The following is a 15,556-nucleotide window of genomic DNA, read 5'->3' on the forward strand; positions in this document are numbered from 1 at the left end:
GAATGGGAGTGATCGTGTGGCGCCGACCCGTGTGATTCATCCGCAAGATGACGGCCGGGGCGAACATTTCCGCGTTCGAATCGAAGGATTTGGCGTCGGGACCTGGGATCTCGATCTCAAGACACTGGAATTGGAGTGGTCGGAGACGGCCAGAATCCTGTTCGGAATCGAATCCGGCCAATCGGTGAGTTACGCGCTGTTTCTGTCCCGGCTGGAGCCGAACGACCGCGAGCGGATCGAGATCGCGATCCGGCGCGTCTCCGAACGGGGCGGCAGCTTCGACGTGTCGTTCAGGGTCACGGGGGCGTCGGGCAGAGCGCAGTGGATCCGCGCCCGCGCGGGACTGATTCGTGACGACGCCGGCGCTGCCCGACATCTCAGCGGCATCTTTCTTGATGTCGATGAGGAGAAGCAGGTCGAGGAAACCCTGCGCACCCGCGAGAGTCACCTCCGCTCGATCCTCCAGACGATTCCCGATGCCATGATCGTCATCGACGGCCATGGCATCATCCAGCTCTTCAGCGCGGCGGCCGAGCGCCTGTTCGGCTGGGTCGAGTCGGAGGCAATCGGCCAGAACGTCCGCATCCTGATGCCGGAGCCCGACAGCTCACGTCACGACGGCTACATCGCGCGTTACCGGACCACCAGCGACCCGCACATCATCGGCATCGGCCGCATCGTGACCGGCAAGCGCCGCGACGGCACGACCTTTCCGATGCACCTGTCGATCGGCGAGATGCAGTCGGGCGGCGAGCCCTATTTCACCGGCTTCGTCCGCGATCTGACCGAGCATCAGAAAACCCAGACGCGGCTCCAGGAATTGCAGTCCGAGCTCGTCCACGTCTCGCGATTGAGCGCGATGGGCGAAATGGCGTCCGCGCTCGCCCACGAGCTCAACCAGCCGCTGGCAGCGATCAGCAACTACATGAAGGGGTCGCGGCGGTTGCTCGCCGGAAGCCAGGATCCGAATGCGCCGAAGATCGAGAGCGCGCTGGAGCGCGCCGCCGAGCAGGCGCTGCGCGCCGGCCAGATCATCCGGCGCCTGCGCGACTTCGTCTCCCGCGGCGAATCGGAGAAACGGGTCGAGAGCCTGTCCAGACTGATCGAAGAGGCCGGCGCCCTCGGGCTGGCAGGCGCGCGCGAGCAGGACGTGCAGCTCCGTTTCAGCCTCAATCCCAACGCCGATCTCGTGCTCGCCGACCGGGTGCAAATCCAGCAGGTGCTGGTCAACCTTTTCCGCAACGCGCTGGAAGCGATGGCGCAGTCGCCACGGCGTGAGCTCGTCGTCACCAACTCTCGCGGCGCCGACGACATGATCGAGATCGAGGTCTCCGATTCCGGCTCCGGCTTCCAGGACGAAGTCATGCCAAACCTGTTTCAGACTTTTTTCACCACCAAGGACACCGGCATGGGCGTGGGACTCTCCATCAGCCGCTCGATCATCGAGGCTCACGGCGGCCGGATGTGGGCCGAGAGCAACGCATCGGGTGGAGCGACATTCCGCTTCACGTTGCCGGCAGCCGACGAGAACTGATCCATGACGACCAAGGGAATCATCTACGTCATTGACGACGACGAGGCGATGCGGGATTCGCTGAACTTCCTGCTGGATTCGGCTGGCTTCGGCGTCACGCTGTTCGACAACGCGCAGAGTTTTCTCGACGCCCTGCCCGGCCTCGCCTTCGGTTGCGTCGTCTCCGACGTGCGCATGCCCGGCATCGACGGGATCGAGCTTCTCAAGCGCCTGAAGGCGCAGCGCAGCCGGTTTCCAATCCTGATCATGACCGGCCATGGCGACGTGCCGCTCGCGGTCGAGGCGATGAAGCTCGGTGCCATGGATTTCCTGGAAAAGCCGTTCGAAGATGACCGCCTCGTCGCCATGATCGAATCCGCGATCCGCGAGGGCGAGCCGGCGGCCAGGAACGATGCCATCGCCCAGGATGTCGCCGCTCGCGTCGCTTCCCTGAGCCCCAGGGAACGCCAGGTCATGGAGGGGCTGATCGCGGGCCTCTCCAACAAGCTGATCGCCCGCGAGTACGACATCAGCCCGCGCACCATCGAGGTCTACCGGGCCAATGTGATGACCAAGATGCAGGCCAACAGCCTGTCGGAATTGGTGCGGCTGGCCATGCGTGCCGGAATGCTCAACGATTGAAGTCACCAGGATTGAGGCAAGTCAAAACCGCTCGCTCGCCCTGTGCTACCAGATCGGAATGATTGCGATCAGCTCCCATCCTGAGCGGCTCCCGATGTCGTCACCAGCAAAGCCAAGCATCTATGTGGTCGACGACGATGCCGCTGTGCTCGGCTCGCTGAGGTTTTTGCTGGAAACCGACGGTTTTTCCGTGCGGACCTTCAGGAATGCCACAGCGCTGCTCAATGCGGCGAGCCCGTCCGGTGCAGACTGTTACGTGATCGACTACAAAATGCCCGACATCAACGGCATCGAGCTGGCCGGGCGACTGCGCCAGTCCGAGGGCGATACCCCGGTGATCCTGATCACCGGCTATCCCGACCCGAATATCTCGGCCCGGGCGGCGGCCGCAGGCGTGAATGAAGTGATTCTGAAGCCGCTTCTGGACGAAAACCTGGTCAAACGCATTCGCCACGCCATCCAGAACCGGGTCCATAGCTGACCTACGGGATTCTACGTAAGGCACCCCCCTTAAGATATCTCGCGAAATTTTCGAGGCACCCGATACCGCGTAACAAAGCGCCATCACAACGGAGATGGCGCAGATGCTGACCCAGACGATCAACACCCAGGCGATCAAGACCCAGATCAACGGCAGCAAGATCGCCCCGGGCTATCCCGTCTCCGACCAGTTCGGTGCGATCGCCGGCCATGTCGGCCTCGTTGCCACCGAGTTCTCCTACCGCAAGGAAGAGGAGATCTATGGCGAGGACGAGCCGGCCGAGTATGTCTATCAGGTCGTCACCGGCGCCGTGCGCAGCTACAAGCTTCTCTCCGACGGCCGCCGCCAGATCGGCTCCTTCCACCTTCCCGGCGACGTATTCGGCCTCGAATCCGGCACCACCCACCGCCTTGCTGCTGAAGCTATCATCGACACCACGGTGCGCCTCGTGAAGCGCGCGAGCCTCGAGAAGGCCGCAGCCACCGACGTCCAGGTCGCCCGCAAGCTCTGGGCCATGACCGCCGGTGAGCTTCGCCACGCCGAAGACCACATGCTGCTGCTGGGCCGCAAGACCGCGATGGAGCGCGTCGCAACCTTCCTGCTCGAAATGGACCGCCGCCTCGCGGTTGCCGGCATGATGGCGCTGCCGATGTGCCGCCGCGACATCGGCGACTATCTCGGTCTCACGCTCGAGACCGTCTCGCGCGCGCTGTCGCAGCTTCACGCCCAGGGCATTCTCGGCTTCTCGGGCGCCCGCCAGATCGTGCTGCGCAATCGCGCACGCCTGCACAATCTCGACGCCTGATCTCTTCTCTCCCATCCACTCATGGCCGGCTGAATCGGTTCAGCCGGCCATTTCTTTTGCTACGATCATGTCCGTGCGCCGCGTCTCCGGCATCACAAGCAGAATAAGCAGAAGTCCCGTCGCCGCGATGCCGGACAGTCCGGTGAACGCCATCGCATTGCCGAATTTATCGCTGACATAGCCGCCAAGCGCGGTGCTCAGCGACGCGCCGATGCCCATTGCCGTGCCGACGATGCCCTGCGCGAGGTTGAAGTGGCCGCTGCCGAAGGCGACGTCGGCCACGATCAGCGGGATCATCACCGCGAACACCGCCGCAGTGAGGCCGTCGAACACCTGCACCAGCACCAGCAGATACGGATCGCGCACGGTCGCGAACAGCAGACCGCGAATCGTCAGCGCCGCGAATCCGATCAGCAGCAGCGGCCTGCGGCCCCATGCTTGCGCCTTGCGCCCTACGCTCGGCGACAGCAGCGCCACGATCGCCTGCGGCACGACGATGCAGAAGGCGACGAGGACCGTCGCCCACTCGCTCGATCGCGCCGTCACCGCGCTTGCCATCAGCGGCATCATCGAGGCGTTCGCGAGCTGCAACAGGAGCACGCTGAGCGCAAAGACGATGAGCGGCCGCTGCCGGATCAGATGCCAGATATTGGTGTCGCCGCGATCCTCCGCCTCGCGCGGCATCTCGCCGTGACAGCGCGCGATGTCGACCTCGTGCTCGCGGATGCGAGAGAGGGCGATCAAGGTGGGAATTGCGAGCAGGAAGGTGACCAGGAACACCGAGCGGCTCGACAGCAGATAGCCGGCCGTTCCCATCACCGCGGCCGCAACACCGTTGCCGAGCGAAGCAAAGCGCGCGTTGCGGCCGAGACGCTCGCCGATCGCGAGCGGGCCGACCAGACCGAGGCTGATCGCCGCGATCGCCGGTCCGAGCACGCAGCTCGCGGCGGCGTGCAAGGTGGCCGCAGCCACCACGACGGGAAAGATCGGCATCGCCGCATAGGCGAGCGCGCAGCAGCCGATGGTGGCGATGGCGAGGCCGGCGACCAGGCGCTCGGATTTCGCGGCATCGATGATGGCACCGCCCGGCATCTGGCCGATCAGGGCAACGATGCCGCCGATCGACAGCACGAGGCCGATCTCGACCTGGGTCCATTTCTGGGTCGTCAGATAAACTGCGATGAACGGCCCGAATCCGGTCTGCACGTCGGCGAGGAAGAAGATGAACCAGTCGAGGCCGCGCAGGCTCTGGCGCGACGGCGCCGGAATGCCGGCGGGCATCGGCGCCGCAAATTTGTCCTGCTCAACGCGGCCCTCGCGATCCGCATGATTCGGCTTCCTCGACAACAGCACCGGCGGCCATCCCTCCCCGCGCCTCACTGAACAGCTTGCAGCGGCTGCAGGCTGCCGGACGCGCCGAGCACCACCATCGGCGTGTCCTCCTTGTACTCCGGCGCGGCCGCGACCTGCGCCTTGGTCAATTCCAGCGTGATGCTGTCCTTCTTGTTGGTGATCTTGCCGAATCGAAGCGCGTTCCAGTCCACTACGATCTTGCGGCTGCCGACGCCGAGGAAGCCGCCGAAATCGATCACGGCGGCGCGCACGTGCCCGCTCCGGTCGACGATGACGTCGACGATGCGGCCCATGTCCTCGTTCGCCGCGCTGAGCACGTCACGGCCAAGCACACCGTGCGCATCGCTCGCGCCGATGATCGTGACCGACGGCGGCGGCGCGGCATTCTTTGGCGTGACGGGGACCGACGACGCCGGCGGCTGCGCCGTCGGCGGTGCATTCGCTTCGGTCGAGGGTGCGGGTGACTCCTCCGCGGCGCGTGACACGGCGAGCGTCATTCCGCAGACGATCACGACGCCCAAGGCCAACCATCCGGCGGTACGCATGCACCCTCCTCCCGGCGCGCCGTCAGCGCGCCAGCACGATCGAGACCTGGATCTGGCCACGCGTGCGCAACACCTCCAGCGCCACGTCCTCGCCATGGCGGCTGACGCGCAGGTCCACGCTGGACTCGCCCAGACGCAGATCGCGCAATATCACCTCGTGCAGAAACGCCGGCAGATGCGGATTGCGCAGCCGGATCTCGCCGCGCGCCACGTCGAATTCGATGCCCAGCGCCGCCTCCAATAGCGTGAACGCCGTTGCGCTGGCCCAGGCCTGCGGCGCGCAGGCGACCGGATAGAGCGTCGGGCCGCGCCGCTTTTCGCGCCGGAAGCCGCAGAACAATTCGGGCAACCGGCGCAGGTCCATGTAGATCGCGGCGTCGAACAGTCCCTTGAAGACATGCGCGACCGAATGCTTGAGCCCGTAGCGCGCGAGCCCGAGCGCGATCAGCGCATTGTCATGCGGCCAGATCGACCCGTCATGATAGGACATCGGATTGTAACGCACCTCGCCGACAGCGACGGTGCGGATGCCCCAGCCCGAGAAGAAATGCGGCCGCATCAAATCGGCGGCGACGAGGCGCGCACGGTCCTCGCGGATCATGCCGCTGAACAGGATCTGGCCGGCGTTCGAGGTCCGCACCTTGCAGGGCCGCTTCTTGCCGTCGAGCGCAAGCGCATAGGTGCCGAGCTCCTCGCACCAGAACGCGGTCTCGAAACGCTCGGCCAGCTCCTTGGCCTCGGCCTCGAGCTTTTTGGCGAGATCAGGCTTGCCAAGCCGGAGCGCGCAGCGCGCGGCGAGCCGCTTGGCGGCAAAGACGTAACCTTGCACCTCGGCCAGCGCGAGATTGCCTTCCGCAAGCTGGCCATCGGCATGGAAGATCGCGTCGTAGGAATCCTTCCAGCCCTGGTTGGCGAGGCCCTTTTCCGTAGCGCGCTGATACTCGACGAAGCCGTCCTTGTCGGGGTCCCCCGGACCGTCGATCCAGGCCAACCCCGCTTCGATGGCCGGCCACAGCTCGGTCAAGGTCTTTTCGTCGCCGGTGCGTTCGAAATAGCTTCCTGCCAGCAGGACGAACAAGGCCGTGGAATCGACGCTGCCGTAATATTGCGCGAACGGCACCTCGCGCAGCGCCGCCATCTCGCCGCCGCGCATCTCATGCAGGATCTTGCCCGGCGCGGCATCGGCGAGCGGATCGACCGCCTTGGCCTGGAAATGGGCGAGCCGCCGCAGCACGCCCTTGGCGATCCGCGGGTCGACCCATAGCATCTGTAGCGCGGTGATCAGCCCATCGCGGCCGAACGTCGTCGAGTACCAGGGAATCCCCGCATACGGATAGCGGCCCTGCGGCGTCTCCGTCATCAGCATGTTGAGGTCGGCCATGGCCTGGCACAGCACCTCGTTGAAGATGTTGTTGGAGGTCTCGATGCTGGCGGCGCCCATCGTCGATCGGCGCATCTCGCGGCGGTGGGCGAGCAGGCTTCTGAAAAAGCGCGCCGGCTTCTCCGTGACCGGCCGGTTGCAGGACACGGCTACGAACAGGGATTTCGACTCATGCGGGTCGAGTTCGAGCTGCCAGGTCGCAGCATTCACCGACAATTTGGTCGGGCGCGGATCGAAATGCAGGCCCGTGGTGCGCTCGGCGTCATCAAGACCGCGGTAGTCGAACAGCACGTCGGTCGGTCCCAACAGCCGGCTCGAGCCGATGCCGCGGCGCGGGCGCCGCTCGCCGCGGACTTCGAACAGATCGGCGAAATCATTGTCGAACAGCAGCGTCAGCGCGAAGCCAGTCGGGCGGTCGCCGTGGTTCTGCACGCCGATGCGCTGATAGGCGGTCCCGCGCCACAGGAAGATCGTGCGCACGATGTGCAGCATGTCCTTTTGCAGCACGAGGCTCCCCTGCCGGTAGATGTCCGGATTGGTCAGATCGACGGTCAGGGCTGAATTGTCGTCGCGCAGGTTCGAGCCCAGCAGCAACGGCTGGAGATCGTCGAGCACGAGCTCGAGCCTCGCAAGGTAGCGCGTGTCGTGATGGAACAGGCCATCGGGCCCACCGGCCGAAGCGCCGATGTCACCATGGCTGTCGAGCACGATAAAGGTGTCGTCGTGCTTGAGCGAACGCCGCGGCCGCGCCGACGGTCCCGTCATCGGAATATAGAAAGGCTGTTCCGCGACCTGGTCCACGGTCCGCGTCACGGAGACGAATTGGGTAACGGCTTCAGCCGACATCAGCAGCTCCCCTGCGCTTGTTTCGACACGCAACCGACTCGAACGCGACTGTGGTTTACGCGGCGGCTTGGGCGAGCCGGCTCATTTCCTGCGTGACCAGCTCACGATAGGGCCCGTGGCCCTGCATCAGACGCTCGGGCGACCCGTCCTCAATGATCTTACCACCCCTCAACACGATCACGCGATCGAAATTGCGCAGGGTCGCGAGGCGATGCGCGATCGCGATGACCGTGCGGCCGCGCATCAGCCGCGACAACGCCTCGCGGATCGCCTCCTCGGATTCGCTGTCGAGCGCGGCGGTCGCCTCGTCCAGCAGCAGGATCGGCGCGTCCTTCAGGAAGGCGCGCGCAATCGCGATGCGCTGGCGCTGACCGCCGGACATCTTGACGCCGCGGTCGCCGACCATGGTGTCGAGACCACCAGGCAGGCTTTCGACGAAATCGCAGCGCGCCGCAATCGCCGCACGCAGCACCTCGTCGTCGGTCGCGTTCGGGCGACCATAGCGGATGTTCTCGCGAATTGAGCGGTGGAACAGCGAGATGTCCTGCGGCACGACGGAGATCGCCTCGCGCAGGCTCTGCTGCGTCACCTTGGAAATGTCCTGGCCGTCGATGGTGATGCTGCCCTCGTCGGTGTCGTAGAAGCGCTGGAGCAGCGTGAACAGCGTCGACTTTCCGCCGCCGGACTGGCCGACCAGGCCGACGCGCTGGCCGGGTTGCAGGCGCAGGCTGAAGCGCTCGAAGATCTTTTCGCCGCCGGGATAGCCGAAAGTGACATTGTTGAACGCGATCGCGGCGCCGCTCTTCACCAGCGGCTCGGCCTCGGGGTGGTCGCGCAATTCGTGCGGCACCAGCAGCGTGGCGATCGCCTCGGTCAGCCGCGCAACGTGCTGGGTGACGTCGACCAGCGCCACCGCGAGATCGCGCGTCGCGTTCAGAATGGAGAGACCGAGGGTGCAGACCAGCACGACGTCACCCGTGGTCGCCCGGCCATCCTGCCAGAGCATGATCGCCCAGGCCATCAGGGCGATCGTGAGCACGACTGTGACGCCGGCATGGATAAGCCGCAGCTTCTCCAGATAGCGCAGGCTGCGGCCGCGCGCGGTGAGCTCCCGATTCACAGTCGCGTCGAACCGCTCATGCTCGTGCCCGATGCCGCAGAAGGCGCGCACCAGTGGCATGTTGCTGATGACGTCGATCATCTCGCCGTCGACGACGGCGGCCTTGTCGGCGAAGTCGTCATGCAGCGGCTTGCCCGCGGCAGCCAAGCGGAACATCGCAAGCACCATGCCGCCGGCAATTACCATCAGGCCGAGTGCCATGTAAGGGCTGACGGTTCCAATCAGCGCGATTGCCGCAACCGTTGCGATGCACGGCGGCAGCACATTCCAGACGAACATGTTTTCGACCGTGAACACCGCATTGGACGTCGCCGTGATGCGGCTCGTCAGCATGCCGGGCATGCGGTCGGAGAAGTAGCTCGGCGCGTGGCCGGTCAGATGACGAAAGATGTCACGGCGTAAATCACCGGTGACACGGACGAAGGTGAAGCTGGCCGTCCAGCTCGCAATCCGCCAGAGGAAATTGTCAGCGGCGATCAGCGTCATGAGGAATATGAATGCCAGCCATACGCTTCCACCATGCGAAGCGCCTGCCGACAAACTGTCGACGAGGGATTTGACGCCATACTGCGTGCCTACGGAGCAGGCGACGGCCGCTACCACAGCGGTCAGGATCACGAGATGCGACGTGAGGCGACGCCGAAGATAGCGCAAAACAAAGGCAAACGGCCGGGGCGCATATCCAGAAAGATGATCCATGTGACTATCGACCCCGTCGTGATGATTCAGACTTTTGTTGTTAGCCGACTGAACATCGACCACTCGCCTCGGTTCCCGGGCACACTCATCACGACATGCGGATGCGGGCGTTCTGCGATGATGTGATGGCAGCATCGCGACGGGCATCCGACGTGTCGAATAAGTAACGTTCGGAGGGAGGAACTTCGCAAGTGCGGGAACGTTCCCTTGATTGGCATGCCGGTGCTGAACAGGCGGGGGCTTTCCTACACATGATCGCACAGAGGAGATGGTGAGATGCGCATCGCGCAGGTAGCTCCGTTGACGGAGGCTGTTCCACCCAAGCTGTATGGCGGCACCGAGCGGGTGGTGCATTGGTTGACGGAAGAGCTGGTGGCCCTTGGGCATGACGTAACGCTATTCGCCAGCGGCGACTCGCAAACCTCGGCAAAGCTGGATGCGCTGTGGCCGCGGGCGCTCCGCCTCGACGGTTCCGTGCGCGATCCCAATGCGCTGCACATGGTGATGCTGGAGCGGGTGCGGCAGAAATGTGACGACGAGGAGTTCGATTTCCTCCACTTCCATCTCGATTATTATCCGTGGTCGCTGTTCTACCGGCAGCCGACGCCGTTCCTGACCACGCTGCACGGTCGGCTCGATCTGCCGGAGCATCAGCCGGTCTTCAAGACCTTCTCGAAGGTCCCCGTCGTCTCGATCTCGAATGCGCAGCGCCGGCCGGTGCCGCAGGCGAACTGGGTGAGGACGATTCACCACGGCCTGCCGGAGAACCTGCTGACGCCGAAGCCGGCGAAACAGGAATATCTCGCCGTGCTCGGCCGCATCGCGCCGGAAAAGGGCGTCGACCGCGCCATCAAGATCGCGACGCATTGCGGCATTCCGCTCAAGATCGCCGCCAAGGTCGATCGGGCCGACCAGGATTACTATGACGAGCTGATCCGGCCGATGATCGAGAACAATCCGCTGGTGGAATTCATCGGCGAGATCAGCGATCACGAGAAGTCGGAGTTTTTGAGCGGCGCGCTGGGCTTGCTGCTGCCGATCGACTGGCCGGAGCCGTTTGGACTGGTGATGATCGAGGCCATGGCTTGCGGAACGCCGGTCATCGCCTTCAACCGCGGCTCGGTGCCGGAAATCATCGACGAGGGCCTCACCGGCTTCGTCGTCGAGGACGTCCTCAGCGCGGCCGGCGTCGTCGGTCGCCTGCCGCAACTCGACCGCTCCGTTATCCGCAAGCAGTTCGAGACGCGCTTCACGGCGCGCCGCATGGCGCTGGATTATCTCGCGGCCTATCGCAGCCTCGGCGAGGAACAGGCGCCGCGGATCAAGCTGGTGAGCAGCGCGGAGTAGCCACTGTCGTGCCCCGCGCAGGCGGGGCATCCAGTACGCCGCGGCTTCTCGGTTCGATCAGCGGCGTCACTGAATACTGGATCGCCCGGTCAAGCCGGGCGATGACAATGAGAACGCGCTGACGGCTGCCCTACCTCACCACCGCCCGCTTCGGCTCGACGATCTCGAACATGCGCGGGAATTCGTCCATCAGGCCCATCAGCTCGGCGAGGCGCATCGGGTTGCCGGCGAATTTGACCTTGCCGGCGGTCACGGCCTCCGGGAAGCTGGTCAGTTTTGCGATCACCTCGTCGAGCGTCGACCGCGCCAGCGTGAAGCTGGCATCGGCATTGTCCGCCTGCATGCCCTCCGTGTAAGTCAGCGCGCAGTTCTCCAGATTGAGCACGAAGGTCTCGCCGGTGTCGGAAAAGCTCCAGTTCAGCACGATGTGCTTTCCTTCCGCCTTCGGTCCGTTGAGGCGGATGCCGAGCACGTCCCAGAGCTGTGAGGTGCGCAGCGCCGCCAGCGTCTCGCGCGGCATCGGCGGGCGCGAAGGCACCTTCGGCATGCCCTGGCGCAATTCCTGCGCGCCGAACAGATAGGCATTGCGCCAGGTCGCGCTTTCGGCGGCGTAGCCGAGCTGCTCCAGCGTATCCGCCAGCAACGCACGCGCAGCCTGATTGTCCGGCTCGGCAAAGACGAGATGGCCGAGCGCCTGCGCCACGAAGCGGAATTCGCCCTTGTCGAAATCGACACGCGCCCGCGCGAGGATGGCGCCGGCGCCGCCCATGTACTCGACATACTTCTTGCCCGACTCGACCGGCGGCAGCGGGTCGAGATTGACCGGATTGGCGTCGTACCACCCCAGGTACTTTTGATAGATCGCCTTCACATTGTGCCGGATGTGGCCGTAATAGCCGCGGCCGTGCCAGGCGCCCTCCAGGCTCTTGGGCAGCTGGATCGCTTCGGCGATCTCGGCTGCGGTGAGGCCGTGGTTCATCAGGCGAATGGTCTGGTCATGCGCGAACTTATAGAGGTCGCGCTGTTGCCGGATCATCGTGCCGATGCGTTCGCGTCCCCACACCGGCCAGTGATGCTGGCCACACATCGCCTCCGCCTTGCCGTCCCAGAGCTGCAGGGCCTCGCCCAGATATTTCGACCAGGCCAGCGCGTCACGCACGTCGGCGCCGCGGAACGGCAGCAGATTGTGGAAATTGTGGGTGCAGTTCTCGGCAAGGTTCAACAGCTTGTAGCGCGGGATGAAGAAATGCATCTCCGCCGGCGCTTCGCTGTTCGGCGCCATCTGGAATTCGAATTCGACGCCGTCGATCACGCGCCTGTCGCCGGTCGCCATGATCAAATCGGTCGGCCGCAGCAGCGCCACCGAACCTGCCGCCATCGACTTGCCGAGGCCGCAATCGACCTGCCCGCGCGCGCCCTTGGCGAGGAGCGGCCCGAACTGGTACTGCGCCCGGCGCAACATCGCGGGTCCCGCGATGATGTTCTCGGAGACGGCATGCTCCATGAACAAGTTCGGCGCGATGATCGGCACGCGGCCGGTCGCGAGTGCATCCTCCTCCAGCACGCCGCGCGCACCGCCCCAATGGTCGGTGTGGGTGTGGGTGAAGATCACGGCCGCCACCGGCCGCTGGCCACGGTGCCTGTAGTAGAGATCGAGCGCGGCGCGCGCGCCCTCGATCGAGGTCAGGGTGTCGACGACGATGACGCCGCTGTCGCCTTCGATCAGCGTCATGTTGGCGATGTCGAGCCCGCGCACCTGGTAGATTCCGGGCACGACCTCGAACAGGCCGTGCTGCATGTTGAGCCGCGACTGCCGCCACAGGCTCGGATTGACCGTGGCTGGCGCCTGCTCGGCGGCGAGAAAGCCGTAAGGCTCGAGGCTCCAGACCGTCCGCCCTTGCGGATTGGTGATCGCCGCGTTCTCGATCGTGCCGAGGAAGCCGCGCGCGGCGTCGTCGAAATCCCGCGTGTCGGAGAATGGCAGCGCGTTCAGCATCGCCGTTTGCTGCGCGATCACGGACGGCGTTGCGCCCTTCGGCGTGTCGGCTTCGATGCTGCTCATAATGCCCTCCCGGCTCGTCTCTTGGGAGGTATCTAACCGCATCTCGATTGCGGTTCCAACAAGTCCTTACGCGGCCAAACCTCCGGCCACCGACTTATCGGAGGCGCGCATGTCCGCCATCCGCAGCTCCCGCGCGAGCACGTAGCCGCCGCCATCCTGCTTGGCGCGGTACATCGCCCGGTCGGAGCGCGACAACAGCCCCTCCACAGTGCGCCCATCCTGCGGCGCGACGGCAACGCCGACGCTGACGCCGAGCCCGATCACCTGCCCGTCGACATCATAAGGCGCGCTGATCGATTGCACGATCCGCCGTGCCATCGCTTCCGCATCGGCCGCCGCGCGCTGCACCAGGATGAACTCGTCGCCGCCCATCCGGACCACGAGATCATGAGCTGCGGCGATCGCCTTGAGCCGCCCGGCCACCTGCTTGAGCAGCGCGTCGCCAACAGGATGGCCGAAGCGGTCATTGGCCTCCTTGAAGCGGTCGAGATCGAGCGCATGGATGGCGATCATGCTGGAATTTCCGTCCGCCAGCATTCGCGGCAGATCCTCCACCAGCACCGAACGGTTGAAGACGCCGGTCATCGAGTCCGAGCGCGCGAGCCGCTCAAACTGTCGCTTGAGCGTGATCTGTCTGATCGAGGCATTGAAGCTCAGCCGCACCATCTCGAAGCTCGCGGCCACATACATCAGGATGAGGAGCCCGAGCCCGACATGGCGCAGATCGGGCTGCATGAACGTCACGATCGCCGCGGGCGCGGCGATCGCGACCAGATCGAGCAGCGCTGCGACCGGGCGTAGCGCCAGCCGCGCCACCACGCCGGCACCGAAGCCGAAACCGATGCCGACCGCCATCACGCAGCAGAGCGCATCGCCCAGCACGATGCTGCGCGCGGCAAACACGCCGAGCACCAGGGCCGTCATGACCGTGCCGGAAATGTACCGCCGTTCCCAACGCGCGGCCTCGGCCCGATCCAGCTGCGGCGGCTGCGAGAGGCGACGGCGGAACGCCGCGATTTCGAACAGGCGGATCATGGCCACCACGACGCCGGCGGCCGTAAGGACTGCCGTCACCGCGTCACCGGTCTCGTAGGTCGTGATCGCGCCGACCATCACCTGGCAGACGGCGGCGAGAATAGTGGGCACCGTCGTGCCGTGCAGCCCCGTGATCACTTCCATGTAGACGGCGTCGGAAATCGACGCCCGTCCGGATTCCATTCTGTTGAACAACATGCCAGCCCCATCCGCTGGCACGGTTCTACCGCACATCCGTAAAAATGCGTGCACCGCACAGCGGTGGCATTTGAGCGAGCGGATTTACCGCGCGTTAGCCATGCATCGCCTGTGCCCGATTACATGCCCAGCAATCTCGGCAGCCACAGCGACAGACCCGGCCAGTAGGTCACGACCACGAGGAACGCGAGCATCGTCAGCAGCCACGGCCACACCGCCACCGTGAGCTCGGTGATGCCCATCTTGGCGATGCCTGAGGCGACGTAGAGATTGAGGCCGACCGGGGGATGGCACAGCCCGACCTCCATGTTGACCGTCATCAGGATGCCGAAATGGATCGGGTCGATGCCGAGCTTGATCGCAACCGGAAACAGGATCGGCGCCATGATCAGGATGATCGAGGACGGCTCCATCACGTTGCCCGCCACCAGCAGCAGGAGATTGACGAGGAGGAGGAAGCCGATCCAGCCGAGGCCCTGGTCGATCATCCATTGCGCCAGCGCTTGCGGCACGTTCTCGTAGGTCATCAGGAACGAGAACAAGACTGCGTTGGTGATGATGTAGAGCAGCATCGCCGAAAGATTTGCCGACGACAGCAGCACGCGCGGCACGTCTCGCAGCTTCAGATCCTTATAGATGAACACCGCGACGATGAAGGCGTACACCGCACTGACCGCGGCAGCTTCGGTCGGCGTGAACAGGCCGCTGTAGATGCCGCCGATCACGATCACGATCAGCAGGATACCCCAGATCGACTTGCGGAACGCATCGAAGCGTTCGTAGAAGGTTGCTTTCGGCATCCTCGGATAGTCGTTACGCCAGGCCCGATAGAACGTCGTGGCGCCGAGCAGCATGGCGAGCACGAGCCCCGGCACGATGCCGGCGATGAACAGCTTGCCGACGGAGGTGTTGGTAGAGACGGCAAAAAGCACCATCGGAATCGAGGGTGGAATGAGAATTCCCAGCGAGCCCGAGGTCGTGATCACGCCCGCCCCGAACCTCTTCGGAAATCCCTGCGCGACCATCGCGGGCAGGATCACCGATCCGATCGCCACCACGGTGGCCGGCGACGAGCCGGAAATCGCGGCGAACAGCGCGCAGGCGACCACGCCCGAGAGCGCGAGACCGCCGTACCAATGCCCGACCAACGAAGTCGCGAACGCGATCATCCGGCGCGCGACGCCGCCATGGGTCAGGAAGTTGCCGGCAAGGATGAAGAACGGGATCGCCATGATCTCGAAGCTCTCGATGCCGGTAAACAGCTTCAGCGCCACCGATTCCGTTCGCACGTCGGTCAACGTGAACATGAAGCTGAGCACGGTGAGGCCGAGCGCGATCGAGATCGGCATGCCCGTGAGCATCAACGACAGCAGAAGGCCGAAGACGACGGCGACACGCAGGCCCTGCGGCAGCGTGATCACGTGCGCGGAATGGGCGAAGCACACGGCGACGATCAGGACCGGCAACAACATCAGGACCCAGCCGAGCGGGCTGCGTTCGTCGCGGACGACTTGACTGCGCGTGACCGG

The 15,556-nt window shown here is 64.8% G+C and carries 12 protein-coding genes; 5 read left to right on the forward strand and 7 right to left on the reverse strand.

Annotated features, from left to right (window positions below):
- The first annotated feature begins 16 nt into the window (after positions 1 to 16).
- From fixL to AC0L3S_RS22400, 4 genes are all read left to right on the forward strand, one after another.
- Entirely contained in the window at positions 17 to 1,534 is a 1,518-nt protein-coding gene (gene fixL, locus AC0L3S_RS22385; RefSeq protein WP_473281282.1) for a sensor protein FixL, read from the forward strand.
- Between the two features lie 3 nt (positions 1,535 to 1,537).
- Positions 1,538 to 2,155 carry a response regulator FixJ gene (gene fixJ, locus AC0L3S_RS22390; protein ID WP_473263470.1) on the forward strand — a complete coding sequence of 206 codons (618 nt, stop codon included), beginning with the start codon at positions 1,538 to 1,540 and terminating at the stop codon, positions 2,153 to 2,155.
- Between the two features lie 58 nt (positions 2,156 to 2,213).
- Positions 2,214 to 2,636 (forward strand): response regulator, encoded by a 423-nt coding sequence (locus tag AC0L3S_RS22395; RefSeq protein WP_473263469.1) that lies wholly within the window; start codon positions 2,214 to 2,216, stop codon positions 2,634 to 2,636.
- Between the two features lie 103 nt (positions 2,637 to 2,739).
- Positions 2,740 to 3,441, forward strand: a complete 702-nt coding sequence (locus AC0L3S_RS22400; protein ID WP_473263467.1) for a helix-turn-helix domain-containing protein — start codon at positions 2,740 to 2,742, stop codon at positions 3,439 to 3,441.
- 39 nt (positions 3,442 to 3,480) lie between these two features.
- On the opposite strand, the gene AC0L3S_RS22405 is transcribed toward AC0L3S_RS22400, so the two are convergent.
- The 4 genes from AC0L3S_RS22405 to AC0L3S_RS22420 are packed head-to-tail and all read right to left on the reverse strand — an operon-like array spanning position 3,481 to position 9,385.
- The gene (locus tag AC0L3S_RS22405; RefSeq protein WP_473281284.1) at positions 3,481 to 4,794 is read right to left on the reverse strand and encodes an MFS transporter; all 1,314 of its coding nucleotides are present in this window, start codon (positions 4,792 to 4,794) and stop codon (positions 3,481 to 3,483) included.
- Between the two features lie 23 nt (positions 4,795 to 4,817).
- Positions 4,818 to 5,339, reverse strand: a complete 522-nt coding sequence (locus tag AC0L3S_RS22410; protein ID WP_473263465.1) for a PRC-barrel domain-containing protein — start codon at positions 5,337 to 5,339, stop codon at positions 4,818 to 4,820.
- A gap of 22 nt (positions 5,340 to 5,361) precedes the next feature.
- Complete coding sequence (locus AC0L3S_RS22415) at positions 5,362 to 7,566, reverse strand: amylo-alpha-1,6-glucosidase (RefSeq protein WP_473281287.1); 2,205 nt, start codon at positions 7,564 to 7,566, stop codon at positions 5,362 to 5,364.
- Between the two features lie 55 nt (positions 7,567 to 7,621).
- A complete protein-coding gene (locus AC0L3S_RS22420; RefSeq protein ID WP_473281289.1) occupies positions 7,622 to 9,385 on the reverse strand; it encodes an ABC transporter ATP-binding protein in 1,764 nt (587 codons plus the stop codon).
- 276 nt (positions 9,386 to 9,661) lie between these two features.
- Between AC0L3S_RS22420 and AC0L3S_RS22425 the strand changes: the two genes are divergently transcribed.
- Complete coding sequence (locus AC0L3S_RS22425; RefSeq protein ID WP_473263461.1) at positions 9,662 to 10,732, forward strand: glycosyltransferase family 4 protein; 1,071 nt, start codon at positions 9,662 to 9,664, stop codon at positions 10,730 to 10,732.
- A 130-nt stretch (positions 10,733 to 10,862) separates the two neighbouring features.
- Here the strand turns inward: AC0L3S_RS22425 and AC0L3S_RS22430 are convergent, their stop codons facing one another.
- From AC0L3S_RS22430 to AC0L3S_RS22440, 3 genes are all read right to left on the reverse strand, one after another.
- Entirely contained in the window at positions 10,863 to 12,794 is a 1,932-nt protein-coding gene (locus AC0L3S_RS22430; protein ID WP_473281291.1) for an alkyl/aryl-sulfatase, read from the reverse strand.
- Positions 12,795 to 12,860: 66 nt separating this feature from the next.
- The gene (locus tag AC0L3S_RS22435) at positions 12,861 to 14,027 is read right to left on the reverse strand and encodes a diguanylate cyclase domain-containing protein (RefSeq protein ID WP_473281293.1); all 1,167 of its coding nucleotides are present in this window, start codon (positions 14,025 to 14,027) and stop codon (positions 12,861 to 12,863) included.
- 119 nt (positions 14,028 to 14,146) lie between these two features.
- Positions 14,147 to 15,427 (reverse strand): TRAP transporter large permease, encoded by a 1,281-nt coding sequence (locus AC0L3S_RS22440; RefSeq protein ID WP_342761046.1) that lies wholly within the window; start codon positions 15,425 to 15,427, stop codon positions 14,147 to 14,149.
- Positions 15,428 to 15,556: the final 129 nt, after the last annotated feature.

The sequence above is a fragment of the Bradyrhizobium sp. Ken01 genome (assembly GCF_055807355.1).

Coding starts and splice junctions, on each gene's coding strand:
- fixJ (WP_473263470.1), top strand. CDS start 1,538: ATGACGACCAAGGGAATCATCTACGTCATTGACGACGACGAGGCGATG.
- AC0L3S_RS22395 (WP_473263469.1), top strand. CDS start 2,214: ATGATTGCGATCAGCTCCCATCCTGAGCGGCTCCCGATGTCGTCACCA.
- AC0L3S_RS22400 (WP_473263467.1), top strand. CDS start 2,740: ATGCTGACCCAGACGATCAACACCCAGGCGATCAAGACCCAGATCAAC.
- AC0L3S_RS22410 (WP_473263465.1), bottom strand. CDS start 5,339: ATGCGTACCGCCGGATGGTTGGCCTTGGGCGTCGTGATCGTCTGCGGA.
- AC0L3S_RS22415 (WP_473281287.1), bottom strand. CDS start 7,566: ATGTCGGCTGAAGCCGTTACCCAATTCGTCTCCGTGACGCGGACCGTG.
- AC0L3S_RS22420 (WP_473281289.1), bottom strand. CDS start 9,385: ATGGATCATCTTTCTGGATATGCGCCCCGGCCGTTTGCCTTTGTTTTG.
- AC0L3S_RS22425 (WP_473263461.1), top strand. CDS start 9,662: ATGCGCATCGCGCAGGTAGCTCCGTTGACGGAGGCTGTTCCACCCAAG.
- AC0L3S_RS22430 (WP_473281291.1), bottom strand. CDS start 12,794: ATGAGCAGCATCGAAGCCGACACGCCGAAGGGCGCAACGCCGTCCGTG.
- AC0L3S_RS22435 (WP_473281293.1), bottom strand. CDS start 14,027: ATGTTGTTCAACAGAATGGAATCCGGACGGGCGTCGATTTCCGACGCC.